22 protein-coding genes are annotated in these 21,894 nt (G+C 63.6%); 7 read left to right on the top strand and 15 right to left on the bottom strand.

The genetic code is table 11. The annotated features are described in order from the left end of the window. Positions 1-61 precede the first annotated feature (61 nt). The 4 genes from BM186_RS10205 (at position 62) to BM186_RS10220 (ending at position 2,829) form a co-directional block, all read left to right on the top strand. Complete coding sequence (locus BM186_RS10205; protein WP_072423941.1) at positions 62-490, top strand: hypothetical protein; 429 nt, start codon at positions 62-64, stop codon at positions 488-490. Further along, complete coding sequence (locus BM186_RS10210) at positions 490-1,578, top strand: DUF3182 family protein (RefSeq protein ID WP_072424208.1); 1,089 nt, start codon at positions 490-492, stop codon at positions 1,576-1,578. Before BM186_RS10205 ends, BM186_RS10210 begins: the two co-directional genes overlap by 1 nt. Continuing rightward, entirely contained in the window at positions 1,575-2,345 is a 771-nt protein-coding gene (locus tag BM186_RS10215; RefSeq protein WP_074915088.1) for an alpha/beta hydrolase family protein, read from the top strand. The genes BM186_RS10210 and BM186_RS10215 overlap by 4 nt, the downstream gene beginning before the upstream one ends. 70 nt (positions 2,346-2,415) lie before the next feature. Beyond that, positions 2,416-2,829: a CBS domain-containing protein gene (locus BM186_RS10220; RefSeq protein ID WP_024308219.1), complete on the top strand. Its 414-nt coding sequence runs from the start codon at positions 2,416-2,418 to the stop codon at positions 2,827-2,829. Positions 2,830-2,970: 141 nt separating this feature from the next. On the opposite strand, the gene glgB is transcribed toward BM186_RS10220, so the two are convergent. The 4 genes from glgB to BM186_RS10240 form a co-directional block, all read right to left on the bottom strand. Further along, on the bottom strand, positions 2,971-5,133 hold the full coding sequence (gene glgB / locus BM186_RS10225; protein ID WP_074915090.1) for a 1,4-alpha-glucan branching protein GlgB: 2,163 nt from the start codon (positions 5,131-5,133) through the stop codon (positions 2,971-2,973). Next, positions 5,130-8,429 carry a maltose alpha-D-glucosyltransferase gene (gene treS / locus BM186_RS10230; protein ID WP_074915092.1) on the bottom strand — a complete coding sequence of 1,100 codons (3,300 nt, stop codon included), beginning with the start codon at positions 8,427-8,429 and terminating at the stop codon, positions 5,130-5,132. The genes glgB and treS overlap by 4 nt, the downstream gene beginning before the upstream one ends. A 16-nt stretch (positions 8,430-8,445) precedes the next feature. Beyond that, complete coding sequence (locus BM186_RS10235) at positions 8,446-10,428, bottom strand: alpha-1,4-glucan--maltose-1-phosphate maltosyltransferase (RefSeq protein WP_074915093.1); 1,983 nt, start codon at positions 10,426-10,428, stop codon at positions 8,446-8,448. A gap of 152 nt (positions 10,429-10,580) precedes the next feature. Further along, a complete protein-coding gene (locus tag BM186_RS10240; RefSeq protein WP_074915106.1) occupies positions 10,581-11,105 on the bottom strand; it encodes an MgtC/SapB family protein in 525 nt (174 codons plus the stop codon). A gap of 152 nt (positions 11,106-11,257) precedes the next feature. Here BM186_RS10240 and BM186_RS10245 point away from each other — a divergent pair, with 152 nt between their 5' ends. Beyond that, the gene (locus BM186_RS10245; protein WP_074915108.1) at positions 11,258-11,638 is read left to right on the top strand and encodes a Rho termination factor N-terminal domain-containing protein; all 381 of its coding nucleotides are present in this window, start codon (positions 11,258-11,260) and stop codon (positions 11,636-11,638) included. Positions 11,639-11,749: 111 nt separating this feature from the next. On the opposite strand, the gene BM186_RS10250 is transcribed toward BM186_RS10245, so the two are convergent. The 4 genes from BM186_RS10250 to BM186_RS10265 form a co-directional block, all read right to left on the bottom strand. Beyond that, positions 11,750-11,950, bottom strand: coding sequence for a hypothetical protein (locus BM186_RS10250; RefSeq protein WP_072423933.1), 201 nt, complete (start codon positions 11,948-11,950; stop codon positions 11,750-11,752). Continuing rightward, positions 11,947-12,369 carry a hypothetical protein gene (locus tag BM186_RS10255; protein WP_074915109.1) on the bottom strand — a complete coding sequence of 141 codons (423 nt, stop codon included), beginning with the start codon at positions 12,367-12,369 and terminating at the stop codon, positions 11,947-11,949. Before BM186_RS10255 ends, BM186_RS10250 begins: the two co-directional genes overlap by 4 nt. Before the next feature lie 72 nt (positions 12,370-12,441). Further along, positions 12,442-12,786 (bottom strand): YgaP family membrane protein, encoded by a 345-nt coding sequence (locus BM186_RS10260; protein ID WP_017676860.1) that lies wholly within the window; start codon positions 12,784-12,786, stop codon positions 12,442-12,444. Positions 12,787-12,865: 79 nt separating this feature from the next. Then, positions 12,866-14,002, bottom strand: a complete 1,137-nt coding sequence (locus tag BM186_RS10265; RefSeq protein ID WP_072423931.1) for a carboxylate-amine ligase — start codon at positions 14,000-14,002, stop codon at positions 12,866-12,868. A 172-nt stretch (positions 14,003-14,174) separates the two neighbouring features. Here BM186_RS10265 and BM186_RS10270 point away from each other — a divergent pair, with 172 nt between their 5' ends. Next, entirely contained in the window at positions 14,175-15,566 is a 1,392-nt protein-coding gene (locus BM186_RS10270) for an iron-containing redox enzyme family protein (RefSeq protein WP_072423930.1), read from the top strand. A 24-nt stretch (positions 15,567-15,590) separates the two neighbouring features. Beyond that, positions 15,591-16,559 (top strand): class I SAM-dependent methyltransferase, encoded by a 969-nt coding sequence (locus tag BM186_RS10275; RefSeq protein ID WP_074915111.1) that lies wholly within the window; start codon positions 15,591-15,593, stop codon positions 16,557-16,559. Between the two features lie 214 nt (positions 16,560-16,773). Here the strand turns inward: BM186_RS10275 and BM186_RS10280 are convergent, their stop codons facing one another. The 7 genes from BM186_RS10280 to gorA all read right to left on the bottom strand — a co-directional run bounded on the left by BM186_RS10280 (position 16,774) and on the right by gorA (position 21,867). Beyond that, the gene (locus BM186_RS10280) at positions 16,774-17,244 is read right to left on the bottom strand and encodes a hemerythrin domain-containing protein (protein ID WP_072423928.1); all 471 of its coding nucleotides are present in this window, start codon (positions 17,242-17,244) and stop codon (positions 16,774-16,776) included. Positions 17,245-17,322: 78 nt separating this feature from the next. Then, positions 17,323-17,493, bottom strand: coding sequence for a con-10 family general stress protein (locus BM186_RS10285; RefSeq protein WP_017676855.1), 171 nt, complete (start codon positions 17,491-17,493; stop codon positions 17,323-17,325). A gap of 92 nt (positions 17,494-17,585) precedes the next feature. Continuing rightward, complete coding sequence (locus BM186_RS10290; RefSeq protein ID WP_072423927.1) at positions 17,586-18,440, bottom strand: SDR family oxidoreductase; 855 nt, start codon at positions 18,438-18,440, stop codon at positions 17,586-17,588. Between the two features lie 25 nt (positions 18,441-18,465). Continuing rightward, entirely contained in the window at positions 18,466-19,329 is an 864-nt protein-coding gene (galU, locus tag BM186_RS10295) for a UTP--glucose-1-phosphate uridylyltransferase GalU (RefSeq protein ID WP_072423926.1), read from the bottom strand. A gap of 165 nt (positions 19,330-19,494) precedes the next feature. Beyond that, complete coding sequence (locus tag BM186_RS10300; protein ID WP_074915113.1) at positions 19,495-19,875, bottom strand: VOC family protein; 381 nt, start codon at positions 19,873-19,875, stop codon at positions 19,495-19,497. 2 nt (positions 19,876-19,877) lie between these two features. After that, positions 19,878-20,501, bottom strand: coding sequence for a trimeric intracellular cation channel family protein (locus BM186_RS10305; RefSeq protein ID WP_072423924.1), 624 nt, complete (start codon positions 20,499-20,501; stop codon positions 19,878-19,880). Positions 20,502-20,508: 7 nt separating this feature from the next. Further along, a complete protein-coding gene (gene gorA / locus BM186_RS10310; protein ID WP_074915115.1) occupies positions 20,509-21,867 on the bottom strand; it encodes a glutathione-disulfide reductase in 1,359 nt (452 codons plus the stop codon). Positions 21,868-21,894 lie beyond the last annotated feature (27 nt).

Raw genomic sequence — 21,894 nt, forward strand, 5'->3', positions numbered from 1 at the left:
CTGAACTTCGACTTGGTGGCTCCCCTCACAACTTAAGAACGCCATTGTCGAGGAGAAAATCATGCGAGCCATCATTCCCGGCCTTCTGGTCGGCGCGCTGGCAGCCGGCGACGCACTGGCGGAAGCCTGCTACGTCAGCGCCCGGACTTCCAGCGATGCCATCGCCGAGGTCGCACAGGAGTTCTGCTACGAATTCACCGGCATGGACGAGGGTGCCATTGACTGGTCGTGCAATAACGAGGCGGATGACATGCTCAACACTGACCAGCGCACGGTGGCCAGCTGCGCCGAGGCCAAGCTGGGCAGCTGCGAAGCGGCGCTGACCCAGGAAACTCTGACCAACTATCGCTCCGGCGATGATGACCGGGGCGAAGCGCGACCAGCCGTGCCCAACGATGCCAAGGTGGTCACCCACTATTACCAGGCGGGCGACCTCAAGCAGGTACGCATCGATTGCGAAAGTGCCGGCGGCACCTGGCGGGATCGATGATGGGTGCTTACCAAGGCCTGCTTCTGCTACCTGGCACCGCTCAGCACATGGCCCATGAGCGCATGGTGCAACGCCAGCTCGGCGAGAAACTCGCCGACCTGCTCGGTTGTCCCTTCCTCGGCCCTTGCCAGCCGGGCACGCAGATTTGCGGACGTCACTATTACCTGCCTGAGGACACCCTGGTCGGCGATGTCGGCTCGCTGGGCATCGACGGGCCGGACGATTTCTTTGGCGGCCAGGTCGAGCATGCCTTTCTGGCCACCAAGGCCATCAGTCACCCTGCCCTCGATGCACCGCGCCACTTGCCTGAGGGTTGGTCCGAGCGCTTCGCCCGGCAGGTCGAAAGCGTCACCTTGCGGGGCTTCAGCGTCTTTGATCTGGAGGACGCTACCGAAGCAGGTAAACGCCTGCTGCGCGACGGGCCGATTCGCCTGAAGCCGGTTGCTGGCACCGGCGGCCGAGGCCAGCAGGTGGTGCGCTCCCATCATGAGCTGGAAAGCGCGCTGGCGGCGCTCGATGAGCAACATGTGCGGCAACAGGGCCTGGTGCTCGAGGAAGACCTGCAGCAGCCCGATACCTATAGCGTCGGCCAGATTCGCGTGGCAGGTGTCACTCTCAGTTACCACGGTACCCAGCAACTGACTGACGACGGTCACGGCAATCAGGTCTACGGCGGCTCACGCCTGACGCTGGTGCGCGGCGACTACCTGGCACTGATGACCCTCGATCTGCCACGCGCCGTGCGCCTGGCCGTGCAGCAGGCGCGCATCTTCGAACTGGCGGCACTGGAGATATATCCCTCCATCCAGGCGTCACGGCGCAATTACGACGTGGCGCAAGGGCTGAACGCGCGAGGCAAGTCGCGCAGTGGCGTACTCGAGCAATCCTGGCGCGTCGGCGGGGCCAGTGCGGCGGAAATCTTTGCCCTGGAAGCGTTCATCAAGGACCCGCAGCTGCAAACACTGCAGGCCTCGACCCACGAATGCTATCGGGACGCACCACCGCCACCTGGTTCCATCTGCCTGTACCAAGGCCAGGACAGCGAAGACGGCCCGCTTGCCAAGTATGTCAAGGTCGGGCCGCTATGAGTGCGAGCAGCCAGAGCCTCGATATTCTGGTGGATGGCCAGCACATTGCAGGCACCCTGCTGACCCCACCGAACAAGGTTCCCGGCGTGCTGTTCGTGCACGGCTGGGGCGGCAGCCAGCAACGCGATCTGGCGCGTGCCCGTGGTATCGCCGGGCTGGGCTGCGTGTGCCTGACCTTCGACCTGCGCGGGCACGAGCGCAACGTCGAGGCGCAGGAGCGCGTATCGCGCGAAGACAACCTGGCCGATATCCTCGCCGCCTACGACCTGCTGGCCGCGCACGAGGCGGTCGACCCCGGATGCATCGCGGTAATCGGCACCAGCTACGGCGGCTACCTCGCCACCCTGCTCAGCGTGCGGCGCCCAGTGCGCTGGCTGGCCCTGCGCGTGCCGGCGCTGTACTGGGACGAGCAATGGCAGCTGCCCAAGCGCCAGCTAGACGTTGCACGGCTGGCCGAGTACCGCCGCACGCCGCTGCGCGCGCAGGACAATCTGGCGCTCGGCGCCTGCTCCGAGTTTCGCGGCGATGTGCTGCTGGTGGAGTCCGAGCATGACGACTTCGTCCCGCACACCACGCTGATGAGCTACCGCAATGCCTTCGACAAGGCACACTCGCTGAGCCATCGCACCATGGCCGGTGCCGACCACGGGCTCAGCGAGGACCGTCACCAGCAAGCCTATACGCGCATCCTGATCGATTGGGTCAGCGAGATGGTGATGGGCGCACGGGTAGGTGACTACCCGCATCACCTGGTGCGCTATTCCTGAATCGCCGTGCCCTGCTCGCTGCGGTTCCCCCTGGGCATTCGCCCTTTCACAACTGCAACAGGAGACACCGATGAAAATCAGCAAAATAATGACTCGCAACGTTCGTACCCTAGAGCCCGAGCGCAGCATTCGTGAGGCCGCCACGCTGATGGCCGATATCGACAGCGGTGCGCTGCTGATCAATGAAGGTGACCGCCTGATCGGCATGATCACCGACCGCGACATTGCCGTACGTGCCGTTGCTGCGGGCCTGGACGGCAATACGCCGGTACGTCAGGTGATGAGCAGCAACGTGCGTTATTGCTTCGACGACGAGGACGTCGAGCATGTGGCTGCCAACATGGCCGATATCCAGGTACGCCGGCTGCCCGTGCTCAACCGCGAGAAGCGCCTGGTGGGTGTGGTTTCGCTGGGCAATATCGCCTCCGGCCACAGCCGGATGGCCAACGACACCGTGCTGCGCGGCGTGACCTCTGCGCACTGACCGCACCCTGTGTGAGAGGGGCTTTAGCCGCGATTGCCGTTAAAGCCCTCCCACTACGAGTCCGGCGCCTAGTTGGCCGGAGCAGAATCATTACTCCAAGACACACTTCGCCCTTTGTGGGAGGCGCTTCAGCGGCGACACTTATTGCACCGGTCGCAGAATCAGCGTGCCCAGTGGGGGCAACTGCAAATTCAGCGAATCGGACTGGCCGTGAGCGGTCGTCTGCTCGCTGTGCAGCTCACCCTCGCTGCCTGCGCCCGAGCCGCTCCAGCAACGGTCATCGGTATTGAGCAGCACCCGCCAGCGGCCCGCGTGCGGCACGCCGATGCGGTAGCCATCAAGCACCTGCGGGGTGAAATTGTGCACCACCAGCAGCGGTGCGCTGCCCTCGCCGCCCTTGCGCAGCCAGGCGAATACGCTGTTGCGCGCGTCATCGCCTACCAGCCACTGAAAACCGCTGTCCTGGTCATCGAGACGGTGCAACGCCGGCTCTTCGCGGTACAGGCGATTCAGCTCGCGTACAAGCGCCTGGGCTGCGGCATGCTCGGGGTACTGCAGCAGGTACCAGTCCAGTTGCTGGTCGTGGTCCCATTCGCGCCACTGGCCGAACTCGCAGCCCATGAACAGCAGCTTCTTGCCCGGGTGACTCCACATCAGGGCGAGGAACAGGCGCAGGTTGGCGAATTGCTGCCAGCGATCACCAGGCATGCGCCCGAGCAGCGAGCGTTTGCCGTGCACCACTTCGTCATGGGAGATCGGCAGGATGAAACGCTCGGAGAAGGCGTAATGCAGGCCGAAGGTGATCTGGTGGTGATGGTGCAGGCGGTACATTGGGTCCTGCTGGATGTAGCTCAGGCTGTCGTTCATCCAGCCCATGTTCCACTTGTGGCTGAAGCCCAGGCCGCCCTGCTGCACCGGGCGACTGACGCCAGGCCAGGCAGTGGATTCCTCGGCGATCATCAGCGCGCCGGGCACTTCGCTGCGCACCACCTCGTTGAGGTGCTGGAGAAAGTCGATGGCCTCCAGGTTCTCGCGCCCGCCGTGGCGGTTGGGGATCCACTGCCCTGCTTCGCGTGAATAATCGCGGTAGAGCATCGACGCCACTGCATCCACGCGCAGGCCGTCGACGTGGTATTCGCGCAGCCAGTACAGCGCGCTGGCCAGCATGAAACCGTGTACTTCAGTGCGGCCGAGGTTGTAGATGCAGGTATTCCAGTCCGGGTGAAATCCCTCGAACGGGTGCGCGTACTCGTAAAGCGCTGTGCCGTCGAATTCGGCCAGACCGTGAGCGTCGTTGGGGAAATGCCCCGGCACCCAATCGAGAATCACGCCGATGCCCGCGCGGTGGCAGCGATCGACGAAGGCGGCGAAGCGCTGTGGGCTGCCGAAGCGCGAGGTGGGTGCGAACATCGACAGCGGCTGGTAGCCCCAGGAACCGCCGAACGGGTGCTCCATGATCGGCATCAGCTCGATATGGGTGAAGCCCATATCCTGTACATAGGGAATCAGCCGTTCGGCCAGCTCGTCCCAGTCCGGCGCGTGATCGTCTTGCCATTGCCAGGAGCCTGGGTGCAGCTCGTAGATCGACAGCGGTGCCTGCGAAGCATGGCGCTGCTGGCGCTCGCTCATCCACTGCTGGTCCTGCCAGGCGAAGGCCTCGCCCTGCGGCACCCTCGAAGCGGTAGCCGGCGGAGTCTCGGTGGCTTGCGCCATGGGATCTGCGCGCAGCGGCAACACGCCGTGAGGGCCGAGGATTTCGTATTTGTAGCAATCGCCAGGCTGCAGCCGCGGGATGAACAGTTCCCACACCCCCGCCGGGTAGCGCAGACGCATGGGGTGCCGGCGCCCGTCCCAGCTGTTGAAGTCGCCGACCACCGACACCCGCCGTGCATTGGGCGCCCAGACGGCGAAACGCACGCCAGGCACGCCTTCATGTTCTACCGGTGCCGAGCCCAGACAGCGCCATAACTGGCGGTGGTTGCCTTCGGCGAACAGGTAGAGGTCGGTGTCACCCAGCAGCGGGCCGAAGGCATAGGGATCTTCCGTCTCCTGCACGCTGCCCGGCCAGTGAATGCGCAGGCGGTAGCGCTGCGCCTGGGGCAGCTGCAATTCGAACAGACCCTGCGGGTCGCTGCAGTGCATGCGTCCCAGCAGCGAGCCGTCGCTGGCCAGCAGCTCCACCGCGTCGGCACCGGGCAGCCAGACCCGCACCAGGCTCTCGTCGCCCTGCGGGTGTGGGCCAAGGAAGCTGAACGGATCGCCGTCTTCGGCGCGCTGCAGGCGCTGCACTCTGTTCTGATTCAAGGTCGCACTCCTGGCAATTGGTTAGCGAGATCCACTAGCCCCTGCAACGGGACATCGATCCAGTCGGGGCGGTGGCCGCTTTCGTAGACGATTTCATAGACAGCCTTCTCCAGGCAGAACAGGTCGAGGGCTGCGCCCTCGCCGTCGCGTTCGTGCCATTCGTGGGGCAGGCCGTTGGCGGCCAGACGATAGGCATCGAGAAAGGCACTGCACGCTTGCTCGCGGTAGCGTGACACCACGTCGCGAACTACCTGCTGGGCGTCCGCCGCGCCTTCCACGCCGCCGGCGTTGCGCTGGGCTACCGCGGTCGCGTAGTCGAAGGAGCGCAGCATGCCGGCAACGTCCTTGAACGGACTGTGGCGCTGGCGGCGCTCCTCCAGCGAGCGGTTGGGCTCACCCTCGAAGTCGATGATGTAGGCATCGCCCTGCACCACCAGGACCTGGCCCAGGTGAAGGTCGCCGTGCACCCGTATGCGCAGGCCACCTGCCGCCTGCGTTGCCAGGCGGGTGACGGCCTCCAGCAAGGATTTCTCCCTGGCCAGCAGCCAGTCGGCCTGTTCGACTGTCGCCGGGCTGAGGGCGTCCCGCTGACGAGCCAGAGCCTGCAAGGCTTCCTGCAGCTGCGCCGTGATGGATTTGGCCCAGTGGGCGCTGTCGCGCTCGCCGCTGAGCTGATAACCGAAGTCCGGATTCTCAACCGGCCGCGCCAGTACCGCGTGCATCTCGCCGACGCGTTTGCCGAGCACGCCGGCGAACTGTTGCAGTTCGCCCAGGGCATCGACATCCGGATCGGCGGTGCCGCCGACCAGTTCATCGCGGATGGCACGGTCGAGGGTATTGAGCGTCCATTGCCAGGCGTCGCCCTGATTGTCCAGATAACGCTGCATCACCATCAGGGTGTGAGGCTGACCGTGCTCGTCGACCCGCACCACCTCGCCAAGAAACGGCGCGACATTGGCGTAGCCGTGATCGGTCAGGAAACGTCCCATTTCCACCTCCGGGTGGATACCGGGGAAGCCGCGGCGCAACAGCTTGAGCAACAGCTGCTCGCCGATCAGCACCGAACTGTTGGACTGCTCGGCCGAAAGCAGCTTGAAGTCGTTCTCGTCGATACCTTCGAGCGCCAGCAGCGCCGCCTCGGCGCGGAACTGCAATTCGCCGCCAGCGCTGCGCAGCACTGCCTGCTCACGCAGCAGGCGCAGAACCTGCTGGCTGAACTGCGGCAGGCTGAAGGCATCGGTCAGCAGCTCCACATGGCGACCCCGGCGCAGCCGGGCCAGCGCCAGTTGCTGTGGTAGATCGTTACCCTCGGCGCGTTCCGGCACGGCCGCCAGCGGCAGGCGGTAATGCTCGACGCCGCCCCCCCCCGTCACCTGAACCTCGGCCAGCAGCGGCGCATTGGCATCGCCACCAAGCGGCATCACGTACAGCACGCTAACGGCCGGGCGCTGTTCACCCGCGAACCAGCGGCGCTTGGGCAGATACAACGGCAGCGACTCGCGCTCCAGCGTCTGCCGCGCGCGCCCATCCATCACTTCGCTCAGGGCGCGCCCCAGCACCAGGGTCTGCAGCTCCGGCATGCGCTCCACCGGTTTCAGGTGCCAGCTGGGCATCTGCGAGGCGTCGGCCAGGTAGAACCAGTAGAAGCCGTACGGCGGCAGGGTCAGCAGGTAGGTGAGCTGGCCGATGGGCGGGAACGAGGCGCCGCCGATCATTTCCACCGGTACCCGGTCGCGGTAGTCAGCCAGTTCCAGCTCCACGGCCTGGGCCGCACTGGACAGGTTGGCCACGCAGAGTATCTGCTGCTCGCTGCCGCCCTCGCCTCGATGCATGCGCAGGTACGCCAGGATGCGCCGGTTGCTCGGCGTCAGCATCGTCAGCGAGCCACGGCCGAAGGCCTTGTGCTGGTTGCGGATGGCGAGCATGCGCCGCGTCCAGTTGAGCAGCGAATGCGGGTCGCGCGCCTGCGCCTCGACGTTGATGGTCTGGTAGCCGTATAGCGGGTCCATGATGGGCGGCAGTACCAGGCTCGCCGGATCGGCGCGGGAGAAGCCGCCGTTGCGGTCCACTGACCATTGCATCGGCGTGCGTACACCGTCGCGGTCGCCGAGGTAGATGTTGTCACCCATGCCGAGCTCGTCACCGTAGTACAGCGTCGGCGTGCCGGGCATCGACAGCAGCAGGCTGTTGAGCAGCTCGATGCGCCGCCGGTCACGCCCCACCAGCGGCGCCAGTCGGCGGCGAATGCCGAGGTTGATGCGCGCACGGCTGTCGGCGGCGTAGTAGTTCCACAGGTAGTCGCGCTCGTCGTCGGTGACCATCTCCAGGGTCAGCTCATCGTGGTTGCGCAGGAAGATCGCCCACTGGCAATTGGGCGGAATCTCCGGCGTCTGGCGCAGGATGTCGGTGATCGGGAAGCGGTCTTCCTGGGCGATGGCCATGTACATGCGCGGCATCAGCGGGAAGTGGAAGGCCATGTGGCACTCGTCGTCTTCACCGAAGTACGGGCGGGTGTCCTCTGGCCACTGGTTGGCCTCGGCCAGCAACAGGCGATCCGGATAGCGTGCATCCAGTTCGGCGCGGATGCGCTTGAGCACGGCGTGGGTCTCCGGCAGGTTCTCGCTGTTGGTGCCGTCGCGCTCGATCAGGTAAGGGATGGCGTCCAGGCGCAGGCCATCGACGCCCATGTCGAGCCAGAAGCGCATCACTCCGAGCACGGCTTCGAGCACCTTGGGATTGTCGAAATTGAGGTCCGGCTGATGCGAGTAGAAGCGGTGCCAGAAGTACTGGCCGGCTACTGCGTCCCAGGTCCAGTTGGACTTCTCGCTGTCGATGAAGATGATCCGCGTGCCGGCGTACTTCTCGTCGCTGTCGGACCAGACGTAGTAATCACGAGCCTTGGAGCCCTTCTTCGCCCGGCGCGCGCGCTGGAACCAGGGGTGCTGATCGGAGGTGTGGTTGATCACCAGCTCGGTGATCACGCGCAGGCCGCGCCGGTGCGCCTCGGCGATGAAGCGCCGGGCGTCGCTCAGCGAGCCATAGTCCGGGTGGACATCGTTGTACTTGGCGATGTCATAGCCGTCGTCACGCCGCGGCGACGGGTAGAACGGCAGCAGCCAGAGCGTGTTCACGCCCAGTTCGGCAATGTAGTCGAGCTTGTCGATCAGGCCCTGGAAATCGCCGATGCCGTCATTGTTGGCATCGAAGAACGACTTGACGTGAACCTGGTAGATCACCGCGTCCTTGTACCACTGTGGGTCATTGAGGAAGGTCTTGCCGGCGCTGCGCTTGGCCATGGTGCTACTCCGTTGTTCAGCGGGCGGTCTGGATTCGCCAGATACCGAAAGGCAGGTGCCAGGGTTCGATGCGCATCCACTGCACCTTGCCGTGCCAGGTCCAGCGGTGGCCGTTCATCAGGTCTTCACCCTGCAGATCGGCATCGTCGGGCAGGCCCAGCTCCCACAGCGGCAGTTCGAAGTGGGCTTCCTGGGCGTGATGCGGATCGAGGCTGATGGCGATCAGGATGAAGTTACTCAGATCAGCCGTGCGCTTGCCGAAGTAGAGGATGTTGTCGTTCCACGCGGTGTAGGCCTGGAAGCCCAGATGGGTCTGCAACGCCGGGTTCTCGCGGCGAATCTGGTTGAGCCGGGTGATCTCGGCGTTGATGTTGCCCGGCGCCTGGTAGTCGCGCGGACGCAGCTGGTACTTCTCCGAATCGAAGTACTCCTCCTTGCCCGGCACCGGCTCGGCCTCGCACAGCTCGAAGCCCGAATACATGCCCCACAGCCCCGAGCCCATGGTCGCCAGCGCGGCGCGGATGAGAAAGCCGGGGCGACCGCTGCGTTGCAGGAAATAGGGATTGATATCCGGGGTGTTGACGAAGAAGTTCGGCCGGTAGCAATCGCGCCATGGCGGCTGGTTCAGTTCGGTCAGGTAGCTCTGCAGCTCAGCCTTGGTGTTGCGCCAGGTGAAGTAGGTGTAGCTCTGGCTGAAACCCAGCTTGCCCAGACGCGCCATCATCGCCGGGCGGGTAAACGCCTCGGAAAGGAAGATCACCTCGGGGTGGCGCTCACGCACGTCGGCGATCAGCCATTCCCAGAACGGCATCGGCTTGGTGTGCGGGTTGTCGACGCGAAACAGCGTCACACCCTGCTCCACCCAGCCCAGCACCACGTCACGCAAAGCCAGCCACAGATCGGGCAGCGCCGCTTCGGCATAGAACTCGACGTTGACGATGTCCTCGTACTTCTTCGGCGGGTTCTCGGCATGGCGGATGCTGCCGTCCGGGCGCCAGCTGAACCAGCCGGGGTGCTGCTTGAGCCAGGGGTGATCCGGCGAGCACTGCACGGCAAAATCCAGCGCCACTTCCAGACCGTGCTCACGCGCTACGCGCACCAGTTGGCGAAAGTCCTCGAGGCTGCCTAGCTGCGGGTGCACGGCGTCGTGACCGCCCTCCTCGCTGCCGATGGCGTAGGGGCTACCAGGGTCGCCCGGGCCGGCCTTGAGGCTATTGTTCGGCCCCTTGCGGTGCGCCCGGCCGATGGGATGAATAGGAGGGAAATACAGCACATCGAAGCCCATCCGGGCGATCTCGGGGATGCGTGCATGCACGTCGGCGAAGCTACCGTGGCGCTGCTCGTCGCCCAGCGAGCGGGGAAACAGCTCGTACCAGCTGGCGAACTCGGCCAGGCTGCGCTCGACATCCAGCGGGTAGTTCGGCGTGCGTAGCAAGTGCGGACGATATTCGGCGCGACGCATCAAATCATTGACGGAGGGATCGATCAGCACCGCTTCGCGTTCGGCCTGCGATTGCGAGGCCTCCATGCGTTCGATCAGCGCCGCCAGCTCGCCGCGTAATTCTTCCGGGGCCTGCGCGGCGATGCGCCGAACCAGCTGAGCGCCCTCCTGCAGTTCGACTTCCACCGGCACACCGGCCCCGAGTTTCTTCACCAGTTCCTGGCGAAAGCTGGCGTAAACGTCCAGCCAGGCTTCGATGGCAAATTCGCCTCGGCCCTGCTGGTCGATGCGCAGCACGGCGCTCCAGCGATCATTGCCCAGGGCCTGCATGGGCACGCGCTGCCAGGTGGCCTCGCCATTGGCGCGCCACAGCAGGTCGGCGGCCAGTTGCTCATGGCCGTCGCTGAAGATCACCGCCGTGACCGGAAACTCCCGACCACACAGGCATTTGCTGGCGAAGCGGCCACCTTCAATGATCGGCTGTACTGCTTCGATGGCAAGCCGAGGCTGGGCGATGGCATGGGTGACGGCCTGGTCAGCATGTTGCGGGGACGGCATCGTTCCTGGCTCCTCTACGCCTGGCAGACGTGTTCGAAGGGATTGGCGGGCAGGTTTGCGGCAGCGCGCGAAGCGCTGCACCTGTCAGAAATTCCGAGGCGGAGGCGGCGGAAAAAGTTCAGGCAGTTTTTGCCGGTTCACCAGGTTGACGGCTATTGCCTGTCGCCCGGGTTTTCATCGGCCTGGTCGTCCGGCTTGGTCCTGGTGCCCGGATCGACCAGCAGCGGCATGAGGTGCAGCACCACCAGCACGATCACAGTGGACAGCACAGCGGTGGCCTCGCGCCCGAGCCCGACCGCCACGCCGATGGCGGCCGAGGCCCACAGACCGGCTGCAGTGGTCAGGCCTTTGACGTCGGAGATGTTCTGGCCTTTGAGGATGGTGCCGGCGCCGAGAAAACCGACACCGGCGGCGATACCCTGGATCACCCGGCTCATGGCATCGGCTTCAGCGCCGTCCTGCTCCAGCGCCATGACGAAGATCGCCGCGCCGAGGCACACCAGCATATGCGTGCGCATGCCGGCGGCCTTGCCCATCACCTCGCGCTCGTAGCCGAGCAGGCCGCCGAGGACCATGGCCAGAATCAGGCGCAACGTGGCGCGGGTGATGTGCTCCACCTGGCCTAGGTCGGAAAACTCCTGCACCAGGGTCGTGAGAATTCGTTCGAATACGTCCATCGTCGTTCAATCTCCACGGATGCTTTTCATCTGAGCGAATTCGGCACGCAGAGGTTCGGATCATCCTCACTGCCGGTTATCCGAAACAGGGAACCTATGCCCCAACGGGCATTCACTTCCCTTAGAGACCCAAACCAACCGGGAGAACGCTCATGCCCCGAGGCAGCAAAGACAAATACACCGCCAAGCAGAAGCGCAAGGCCGAGCACATCGAAGACAGCTACAAGGCCCGCGGTGTACCCGAGGATGAGGCCGAAGCGCGTGCCTGGGCCACGGTCAACAAGCAGTCCGGCGGTGGCAACAAGGCTGGCGGTTCCGGGCAGAAGACCAGCGCGGCCAGCAAGGAGGCCGCACGCAAGTCCTCGGCACGGCGTGCGGCAGCGACCCGTGAAGGCACACCCCGCCCTGGTCAGCGTCTGGAAGCGATGAATAAGACCGAGCTGATGGAGCTGGCGCGCAAGCGGGATATCGCCGGGCGCTCCCGTATGCGCAAGGAGGAGCTGCTGCAGGCGCTGCGCAAGGCCAGTGCCTGAGGCACGTTGCCTTCTCGGGCAATGACTCGGTCGGCCTGAAGATCTCTTCATAGTCGGGAACCCAGAAATACCCTGCGAGCTGGGCTCCCGCCTACGCGGGAGTGACGTTTATCAAGACGCCAGTTCGCGCTCACGCTCCATGCGCTCGCCGCAATCGCAGCCTGGGCTATGGCACGGGACCATGCCCTTGGGATGGCGCTGCATGCAGGCTTCGCAGCAATAGACCAGATCATCTCCCGCGACTTCGTGTACCCACTCCCGAGACTCGACCGCGCAATCGCAATGCGGGCATGCACAGGTATATGCGCTCATGGCTCACGCTCCTCGTCGGTGGATACGACCTTGTCGCTCCAGGGTTTGCCATCGAGCGGCGCGGAACGGGCCAGTTCCGCTTCGTCGAGGCCGGAGCCACCACCGACCTGATTCTCGTCGACCACACTGAACTCCTCATCGAGGGCGCCATCGCCACCGCGTTCCAGCGGCGAGCGCGCACCGCTGTCATCGATCAGCGTATCCGGGCTGAGATCGTCGAGGCTGACGTTGTCCTCATGCTCGCTTTCGCCTAGCGTCGCGGCACCGGTCAGGCCGATTTCCTCCTCTGGGGTGGACGATGGTCGCGCGGTCGGCTGCAAGGTGGGATCGCCGGTGCCGAGGCTGTACTCCTCATCGCTGAAGTCCAGCGCCTGTTCATCGATTCGCTCCGGGGTGGGACCTGGAATTGTGTCTTTCATGAGATGCCTCCTTCGAACGATATGGGCCGCGCATGGCGACGGCGCAGATGCGCCATCGTCCGTACGCTCGGTTCAAGGCGAAATCGGGTCGCTGGCAGGAAAGGTTTCCTCCACCGCATGATCCAGCCGGTTTTCCTGGCGCCCTTTCACCCGCTCCATCTCCTTTTGCAGTTTCGGTAATGCCGCGCGCAGCTCGGCCACCCGCTCACGCAAGCTTTCGAGTTCGCTCTTGGGGTCGCTGATCATTCCCTTGACCACGCAGTGTCCGCTGATCCCGCGCTGCAGCAGCGCGGCGCCACCAAGGGCCTTGAGCACACCTGAGGTACCGCCCTGGCAAACCCCGGCGACGATGGCGGTGGCGCCGGTGGCGAGTGATACGGCACGTTCCAGACGATGAACGTTATGGGTCAGTGACATGGCGTTTCTCCTTAGCGTTGGATGACGCAGCCAATTGCGGCTCACGTGAGGTTTAGAAAGCCAGGTGTACGGCAAAGGTTCAGGCTATTTGCCGAACGTCCTGCAGGGCGGTCTGCTGCATCAGCCTGTCGACCACATCGAACAGGGCTGCGCGATGATCGGCTCCACCACTGCGGGCGCGGCGGTAGGTAATGAGCTGGTTTTCGGCGCTGCCGCCGACCCGCGCCAGCTTGCGTGCGTGGGCCATGACCCAGCGTTCGTCAGGCGCAATCTGCTCGCCGATGCAGGCCAGCACTTCGTCCAGCCAAGCGGCGAATGGCAAAGTGCTCTGGCTGTGCGGCTCGATGAACAGCCCACGCAGGCCGCGGCGCTTGGCGCGCCAGCGGTTTTCCAGGGTAAGGATGCGGGTCAGCGGATCATCGAACCAGCCATGGTGAGGCGCGTCCAGGGCATGGCCGAGCATGGCGCGAAACAGCCCGGCGATGCACAGGGCATCGTCCAGACGCGGGCAGGCATCGGCGATGCGCAGCTCCAGGGTGGGGAAGCGCAGTGACGGGCGGATGTTCCACCACAGATTGACGGCCGAGCCGATGCAGTCGGTATCGGTCATTACCTTCAGGTAGCGCTGGTACTCGGCGTCATCGCGAAAATGATCGGGAATGCCCATGCGCGGCCATTCATCGCAGACCGCCTGACGATAGCTCATCAAACCGCAGGGCCGACCATCCCAGAACGGCGACGACGCGCTCAGACCTAGCAATAACGGCAGCCAGGGCGTCAGCCGGTTCATCAGGCGAATGCGGTCGACACCCTCGGGCACGCCGACATGCACATGCAGGCCGGCCAGCACGCTGCGGCTGGCAACGATCCGGTAGTCATCGAAGATCGCCCGGTAGCGCGCCATGTTGGTCGCCTGAACGCTACGCCATTGCCCCAACGGATGGGTGCCGGCAGCGAGGATGCCGCAGCCGAACTCGCTGGCCAGGTCGGCCATGGTCGTGCGCGCCTGGCCAAGACAGTCGCGCGCCTCGTCGAGACTGTTCAGCACCGGCGTGACCACTTCGAACTGTGCGGCGAACATCTCTCGCGTCACCCGCTGGCCCAGCGCGCGACGACTGGATATGGCAAAGGCCTCGACCCCATGCTGCGCCACGCAGCGGCTTGCCAGGTCAGTCAGAAAGTACTCTTCCTCGATGCCGAACGTGCTCGCTGCCATGACTCGCCTGCTCCCGTGGTTCCTGTAGTTGAGGGCCGCCGGCAAGCGTGAGTTCAACCTCTTTGATCGCCCGTTGGGCGGCGAAAATTCAGTGGGAATCTTTGTCCGAATCGACCGCTCCTATGCAACACATCGCCCTCTTATAGATGGACTTATTCAGGAGATCTGCCCCATGTCGATTGCCAGTTTCATCGACAGCCCCGGCGCCCAGCGCATTTCGCTCGCGCCCATTTCAGGACCTTTTCAGAATCTTTATCAGCAACTGCTGGCTGAGCCCGAACCGGGCCACCCGCAGGCCCGTGAGTTTCTGCTGGAGTGCTTGCAGGAGGTGGCGGAGCTACCCTGCGAACTGCCGCAAAGCCCCTATGAACTGGCGGCCTGGTCCCAACGTCAGCACCAGCGTGTGACAGCGGACTACGCTGACTATCTCGCGGGGCGACGCGCCGGTGAAGGCCGGCGTTATTTCCCACGCAAGGCCGATGCCCTGCACTTTCTGCGCGCCGTGGCACCGACGAAGCTGGTCGACGGTGCCTGGCTGTACGGAGTTCTGCCCCACTGGCGCGACTATCGCGTGTATCCGCTGGTACGCACTTACCTGGAAGAGCTTGGCGACGGGGTCGCGGCGCAGAATCACGTGTTGCTCTACCAGCGCCTGCTGGCCAGCCAAGGCTGTGACGATGCCCTCGAACTGGGCGATGAGTTGTATCGCCAGGGCGCCATCCAGCTGGCGCTGGGCCTGCTGGCCGACGAGTTCCTGCCCGAAGTGATCGGCTACAACCTGGGCTATGAACAATTGCCGCTGCACCTGCTGATCAGTGCCTTCGAGCTGAACGAGCTGGACATCGACCCCTACTACTTCCAACTGCACGTGACCATCGATAACGGCTCCAGCGGTCATGCCGCCAAGGCCGTTCAGAGTGTGCTGACCAATCTGCCGCGTGTGGGCGACGCCCAGGCGTTCTACCAGCGCGTGCTGCGCGGCTACATGCTCAATGAGCTGGGTGTGGGCTCGACGGTTGTGATCGACAGCTTCGATCTGCAGCAGCAGTTACTGCAGATGTTCGAGCAAAAGCGCGCGGTCGCCAGCCAGGTGCATTCCGACTACTGCCGTATCGAAGGACGCACGGTCAATCAATGGCTGGGCAGCTCCGGCAGCGTGGCGAACTTTCTCGAAGCACTGCAGAACAGCGGTTGGATACGGCGCGACACGGACCCGGCCTGCAGCCGCTTCTGGCGCCTGATTCAGGGGCCAGGAGCGGCCATGTTCGGTGTGTTCAGCCCCTACGAGCGCCAGCTGCTGCATGACTGGATTGCCGGTAGCTGGCAGCCGGAGGCGCCGGCGAAACCCTTCCGTCCGCGGCGCAAGCCTCAAGCCGCACTCTCGCTAGCGGGCAGCGCGCAGCATGGCGAGCTGGACCGCGAGCGCCGCGAGTTGATCCAGGAGCTGCAAGGCATGGACGCCTATCGCCGCGAATCTCGCCTGATCGGCCTGCAGGCGCCGGCGCAGCATTGGTCCAGCGCCGGTCTGGCGGCCACCCGTACCTTCGCGGCGCTGATCCAATAGCCGCCCTGCCCCTGGAATCCGCTCATGCTCGAACCCACCTTCAACGCCCCCCAGAGTCTCGCCTTGCTGCGCCTGGGCACGCTTTTACGTGCACGCGGCTATCGCTTCGTCACCCCCACACCACTCAGCCATCAGCGCGTCAACCAGCGTCCGGGCAATGCCATGGCCAAGGGTTTGCGTGATGTCTTCGGTTGGAGCCGACCCTTCGCTGACGGCACGCTGGACGAGGAAATCCTCGACAGCATGCGTGAGGCCGAGGTGCTGCAACCTCACGCGCAAGGCTGGATCAGCCAGGTGCGCTGGTCGACCTTGGGCGACGGGCTCTATGTGCACTCGCGTTTTCCCACGGAGGAAAGCGACGCAGTGTTCTTCGGCCCCGATACCTACCGCTTCACCCGTCTGCTGCGCGATTACCTGGCGCACACCAACCAGCCGCTGCGGCGCATCGCCGATATTGGCTGCGGCGCCGGCCCTGGCGCCATCACGGCAGCGCAACTACGCCCAGGGGCAGAAGTGATGGCGCTGGATATCAACCCTAGAGCGCTGGCCCTGACCGCAGTGAATGCGCGCCTGGCGGGCATCTATAACCTGCGCGTGCAGAGCAGCGACCTGCTACGGGATGTGGACGGGCAGTTCGACATGATCATCGCCAACCCGCCCTATATGCTCGATCCGCAACAGCGTACCTATCGCCACGGCGGCGGCAAGCATGGCGCCGGACTGTCCCTGGCGATCTTCGATACGGCAATGGAAAGACTCGCGCCTGGCGGCACGCTGTTGCTCTATACCGGGGTGGCGATCGTTGACGGCGAAGATCCTTTGCTCAATGCCATTCGCCTGTCGCTGGGCGATACGGGTTGGGACTGGGACTACCAGGAAATCGATCCGGATGTGTTCGGTGAGGAGCTGGAAAAACCGCAGTACGATCAGGCCGAGCGGATCGCTTGCGTGGCGTTGCGCCTGAGCTATCAGCCCAATCTGCGCCAGCGCTAGCAGGCTGTTGAAAAACGTTGGCGAGGCAGGCAAGACAATACCGATTGCGGCCCCGCAAAAATGGCCGAAAAAACGCAGTTTACGCGTTGTAAATGAGCATTTTGACTGGGCTCGCACGCGAGGCCGTTTTTAACGCAGTATTGCCAACGCAGGCAGTTCTTCAACGGCCTGCTAGACCGATGCCTGCCTTGCGCAAGCATCGGCCCGGTGATGCTCAGGCCGCCTTGGCTTGGGCATTGCTCTTGAGCGACTTGCGCAGCACTTCCATCGACTGCCCCAGTTCCTGCAGCTGACGTTTGCTCAGCAGCTTGCTGGCCTGGGGAAACATGTCGCGTTCCTCTTCCTCGATGTGGTGTTCCAGCAGTTCCTTGAGCACCTTGACCCGGCCGGCGAACTCGAGGGTCGATGGCGAGGTTTCCTTGATGTCGGGCAACACCAGCGCTTCTACGGCGCGGTGCTCTTCCTTGGCCTCGATGGCAAGCACGGCGTCGTCCTTGCTGCCGGCGCGCCTGAAAGCCGGATAGAAAATCTGCTCTTCAAGCTCGGTATGAATCTTCAATTCCTGCTCGATCTTGAGCAGCAGTTTCTTGCGCGTCTGCACCGCGCGCTCGGTGGTGTCCTCGAGCTTGCTCAGCAGCTCCTTTACGGTTTCGTGATCCTTTTTCAGCAGTTCGATGGCATTCATCGTTTTGCTCTCCTCAGGCCTACCAATCACATCGGTAAAAATGCCAGGGCCCGCTTCTGGCGGGCCCTGGCATGACGGTCACGACTCGCGACCGCTTTGGCTTTTCTGACCACCCTTGCGCCCGGCCTCGGACGCTCTCTGGCGGTCATTGGCGAAGTTGCCGCCGCTGTTGTGACCGCCTTTACGGCCGGCTTCCGAGGCCTTTTCACGATCGTTTGCGAAGTTACCCGGATTTTTGTTGGTCGCCATTGCTGGTACCTCCTGATAGTTACTCGCGAGGCGTTATTGCCTCTACATAAAATGAGGCAGGCTCTACTGCGAGTCGTTCAGGCTTTTTTTCATCAGCCGTTGACCACACTTCCGCCGTTGACATGCAGCATCTGCCCGGTGATGTAGGAGGCATCGTTGCTGGCCAGATAAACGAATGCCGGAGCGACCTCCGCAGGTTGTCCAGGCCGGCCCAGCGGCGTGTCCGCGCCGAACTCGGAGACTTTCTCGGCACTGAAGGTGGATGGGATCAGCGGCGTCCAGATCGGCCCAGGCGCGACGCCATTGACGCGAATGCCACGCGGCGCCAGGTTGATCGACAGCGAGCGGGTGAACGAGGTGATCGCGCCCTTGGTCGAGGAATAGTCGAGCAACATCGGGTTGCCCTTGTAGGCTGTCACCGAACTGGTGTTGATGATGCTCGCTCCCGGCTGCAGATGCTCCAGCGCGACCTTGGTCAGGTGGAACATGGCGAAGATGTTGGTGCGGAAGGTCTGCTCCCACTGCGCCTCGTCGAGTGCTTCGAGATTGTGCTCGGGATGCTGTTCGCCGGCGTTGTTGATGAGGATATCGAGGCGCCCCCACTTGGCGATCACGGCGTCGACCACGCACTGGCAGAAGCCGCCGTCGCCCACGTCACCGGCCAGGGCGATGGCTTCACCGCCGTGGTGCTTTACCTCGTCGAGGGTTTTCTGCGCGTCTTCATCCTCGTTCAGGTAAACCAAGGCGACCTTGGCCCCTTCCAGGGCGTAGTGCACGGCAACGGCGCGGCCGATACCGCTGTCGCCGCCGGTGATGATCGCCACCTTGCCGGTCAGCTTGCCGGCCGCGCGGTAATCATCGGCAAGGTAGACCGGCTCAGGGTGCATGGCGTGTTCGACACCGGGTTGCCGCTGCTGATGCTGAGGCGGCAGGGTCTTGTCGTTCATCCTTCACTCCTCCTTTCGCTGGCGTTCAGACGGCCTGCAGGCGCGGGCTCGCAGTCACCGGATGGGTCTTGTGGCGATTCTCGAAGCAGAAGTTGGTGGCCTGTACGTAGCCTTCGGCCGAACCGCAATCGAAGCGGCGACCCTTGAACTTGTAGGCCAGCACACAGCCCTGCTGGGCCTGCTTCATCAGCGCGTCGGTAATCTGGATCTCGCCGCTCTTGCCCGGTTCGGTCTGCTCGATCAGCTCGAAGATATCCGGCGTGAGGATGTAGCGGCCGATGATCGCCAGGTTCGACGGCGCATCTTCGGGGTTGGGTTTTTCCACCATCCGCTCGATGCGGAAGATGTCGTCACGCAGCGCTTCGCCGGCGATCACGCCGTAGCGCGAAACCTCCTCCATCGGCACTTCCTGAATGGCGACGATGGAGCAGCGAAACTGTTCGTAGAGCTTGACCATCTGGGCCAGCACGCCGTCGCCTTCCAGGTTCAGGCACAGGTCATCGGCCAGCACCACGGCGAAGGCCTCGTCGCCGATCAACGAGCGGCCTGTGAGGATGGCGTGACCGAGGCCTTTCATCTCGATCTGGCGGGTATAGGAGAAGGTGCACTGATCGATCAGGTGGCGTACACCACTCAAGGATTTTTCCTTGCCGGTGTTGGAAATCTCGTGTTCCAGCTCGTAGCTGATGTCGAAGTGGTCTTCCAGCGAACGCTTGCCACGGCCGGTGACGATGGCGATTTCATGCAGCCCGGCTTGCAGTGCTTCTTCGACGCCATACTGGATCAACGGGGTGTCGACCACCGGGAGCATTTCCTTGGGCATGGACTTGGTAGCGGGAAGAAAACGGGTGCCGTAACCGGCTGCGGGAAACAAACATTTCTTGATCATGAGTTCTATACCAATTGAGTGACTCGGTAATAGAACCTGACCCGTTTAGAACCTTTACGGTTCAAGATATTTCAGCAGGCGCCGTTTCGCTGCTGCACTTTTGCGAAGTTCGGCACCTAGACCTCAGCACGCGGATGCCGAGGTGCCGCTAGCCAGAAACTGTCCCTACGCGGGATAACGGCTCACTTCGATCAGATTGCCGTTCGGGTCGCGAAAATACACCGATTCGATAGGACCCACGGCGCCGGTGCGCGCCACTGGCCCCTCTTCCACCGTCACGCCCTGCTCGGCCAGATGAGCCATGACTCGCTCCAGCGGCCACAGGGTGATCAGGCACAAATCGATGGCACCCGGTGTCGGCTTGATCGCCTTGGGCTCGAACTCACGCCCGGCCTGATGCAGATTGAATTTCTGCTGGCCGAATACCAGAGCACTGCGCCCGGCGCCAAAACGCTCGTGACGCATGCCCAGCACGCGCTGGTAAAAGTCGACGGTGGCGTCGATATCCGCCACCGTCAGTACCAGATGGTCCAGTCTCTCGATCATGCTCAATGCCTGTCCAGAAGATGAAAACGCGGTAACCCCAGGTGCCAGTGGATTGCCGCCAGACGAGCGGCCAGCACCACGAACATCGCCGCGGCAGTATCCAGCCAGTGCGGCGTGCCCAGGGTTCGCAGGCCGATGAAGGTCAGCGCGCCGGCGATGCAGGCCGTGGCGTAGATTTCCTTCTGGAAGATCAGCGGAATCTCGTTGCACAGCACATCGCGAATCACCCCACCAACCACGCCGGTCATCACGCCCATGATCACCGCGGTACTGATCGGAGTGCCGTGCTGCAGCGCCAGCTCGGTGCCATACACGGTAAACACGGCCAGGCCAAAGGCATCGGCGATCAGCAGGCCTTTCTCGTGAATCGGCCGGGTCATGCGCACCCAGGCCACCGTGCCCAGTGCCGCCAGCGAGGCCACCAGGATGTAGGTGTCGTCGCGAATCCAGCTGACCGGATGATTGTCCAGAATCAGGTCGCGCAGCGTGCCGCCGCCCAGCGCAGTGACGATGGCCATCACCAGCACGCCGAACAGATCCATGGATTTGCGCCCAGCCATCAGGGCGCCGGTGATGGCGAACACCGCCACACCGAACAGGTCTGCGACATAGAAAAGCTTTTCCATGCTGCCCTCAGCGGCTGACCGGCGTACGCAGGGTGACGAACTCCTCGGCAGCGCTCGGGTGCACGCCGATGGTTTCATCGAAGATCTGCTTGGTCGCACCGGCCTTTAGCGCGATGGCCAGGCCCTGGACGATCTCGCCGGCCTCCGGCCCGACCATATGGCAGCCGAGCACACGATCGCTGTCGGCATCGACCACCAGCTTCATCAGCGTGCGTTCCGGGTTCTCGGTCAGCGTCAGCTTCATCGGGCGGAAGCGGCTCTCGAAGATCTTCACTTTGTGCCCGGCTTCGATGGCCTGCTCTTCACTCAGGCCAACGGTGCCGATGTTCGGCAGGCTGAACACGGCGGTAGGGATCATGCTGTAATCCAGCGGCCGGTATTCCTCGGGCTTGAACAACCGACGCGCCACGGCCATGCCTTCGGCCAGCGCAACCGGGGTCAGCTGCACGCGGCCGATCACGTCGCCAAGGGCGAGAATCGACGGCGTGGAGGTCTGGAACAGGTCATCGACTTCGATATAGCCGCGCTTGTCCAGCTTGACCTCGACGTTTTCCAGACCGAGGTTGTCCAGCATAGGCCGGCGGCCGGTGGCGTAGAACACGCAATCGGCCTCCAGTACGCGACCATCCTTGAGCGTCGCAGCCAGGCTGCCATCGGCCTTGCGTTCGATGCTGGCGATGTCGGCGTTGAATTGCAGGTCCAGGCTCTTCTTGCTCAACTCGTCGCGCAGGTGCTCGCGCACGGCGCCGTCGAAGCCGCGCAGGAACAGATCGCCTCGATAAAGCAGCGAGGTAGTTGCACCCAGGCCATGGAAGATCGAAGCAAACTCCACGGCGATATAACCGCCGCCCACCACCAGTACGCGCTTGGGCAGTTGCTTGAGGAAGAAGGCTTCGTTGGAGCTGATGGCGTGTTCGCGACCGGGGATATCGGGAATCTGCGGCCAGCCGCCAGTGGCGATCAGGATGCGTTCAGTGCTGTGCCGCTGGCCGTTCACTTCGACGGTATGCGCATCGACGATGCGCGCATGCCCCTCGAACAGACTGACGCCGCTGTTGGTCAACAGATTGCGGTAGATGCCATTGAGGCGTTCGATCTCGCGGTTCTTGTTGGCGATCAGCGTCGTCCAATCAAAATTCGCTTCGCCCAGCGACCAGCCGAAACCCGAGGCCTGCTCGAAGTCCTCGGCGAAATGCGCGCCGTACACCAGCAGTTTTTTTGGTACGCAGCCGACGTTGACGCAGGTTCCGCCCAGATAGCGGCTCTCGGCGACCGCAACGCGCGCACCATAACCAGCGGCGAAGCGCGCCGCACGCACGCCGCCGGAACCGGCGCCGATAACGAACAGGTCGAAGTCGTAACTCATGAGGGTATCTCCTTGGCAGACGAGGAG

It is taken from the genome of Ectopseudomonas toyotomiensis, from assembly GCF_900115695.1.
In the GTDB taxonomy this organism is placed as follows: domain Bacteria; phylum Pseudomonadota; class Gammaproteobacteria; order Pseudomonadales; family Pseudomonadaceae; genus Aquipseudomonas; species Aquipseudomonas toyotomiensis.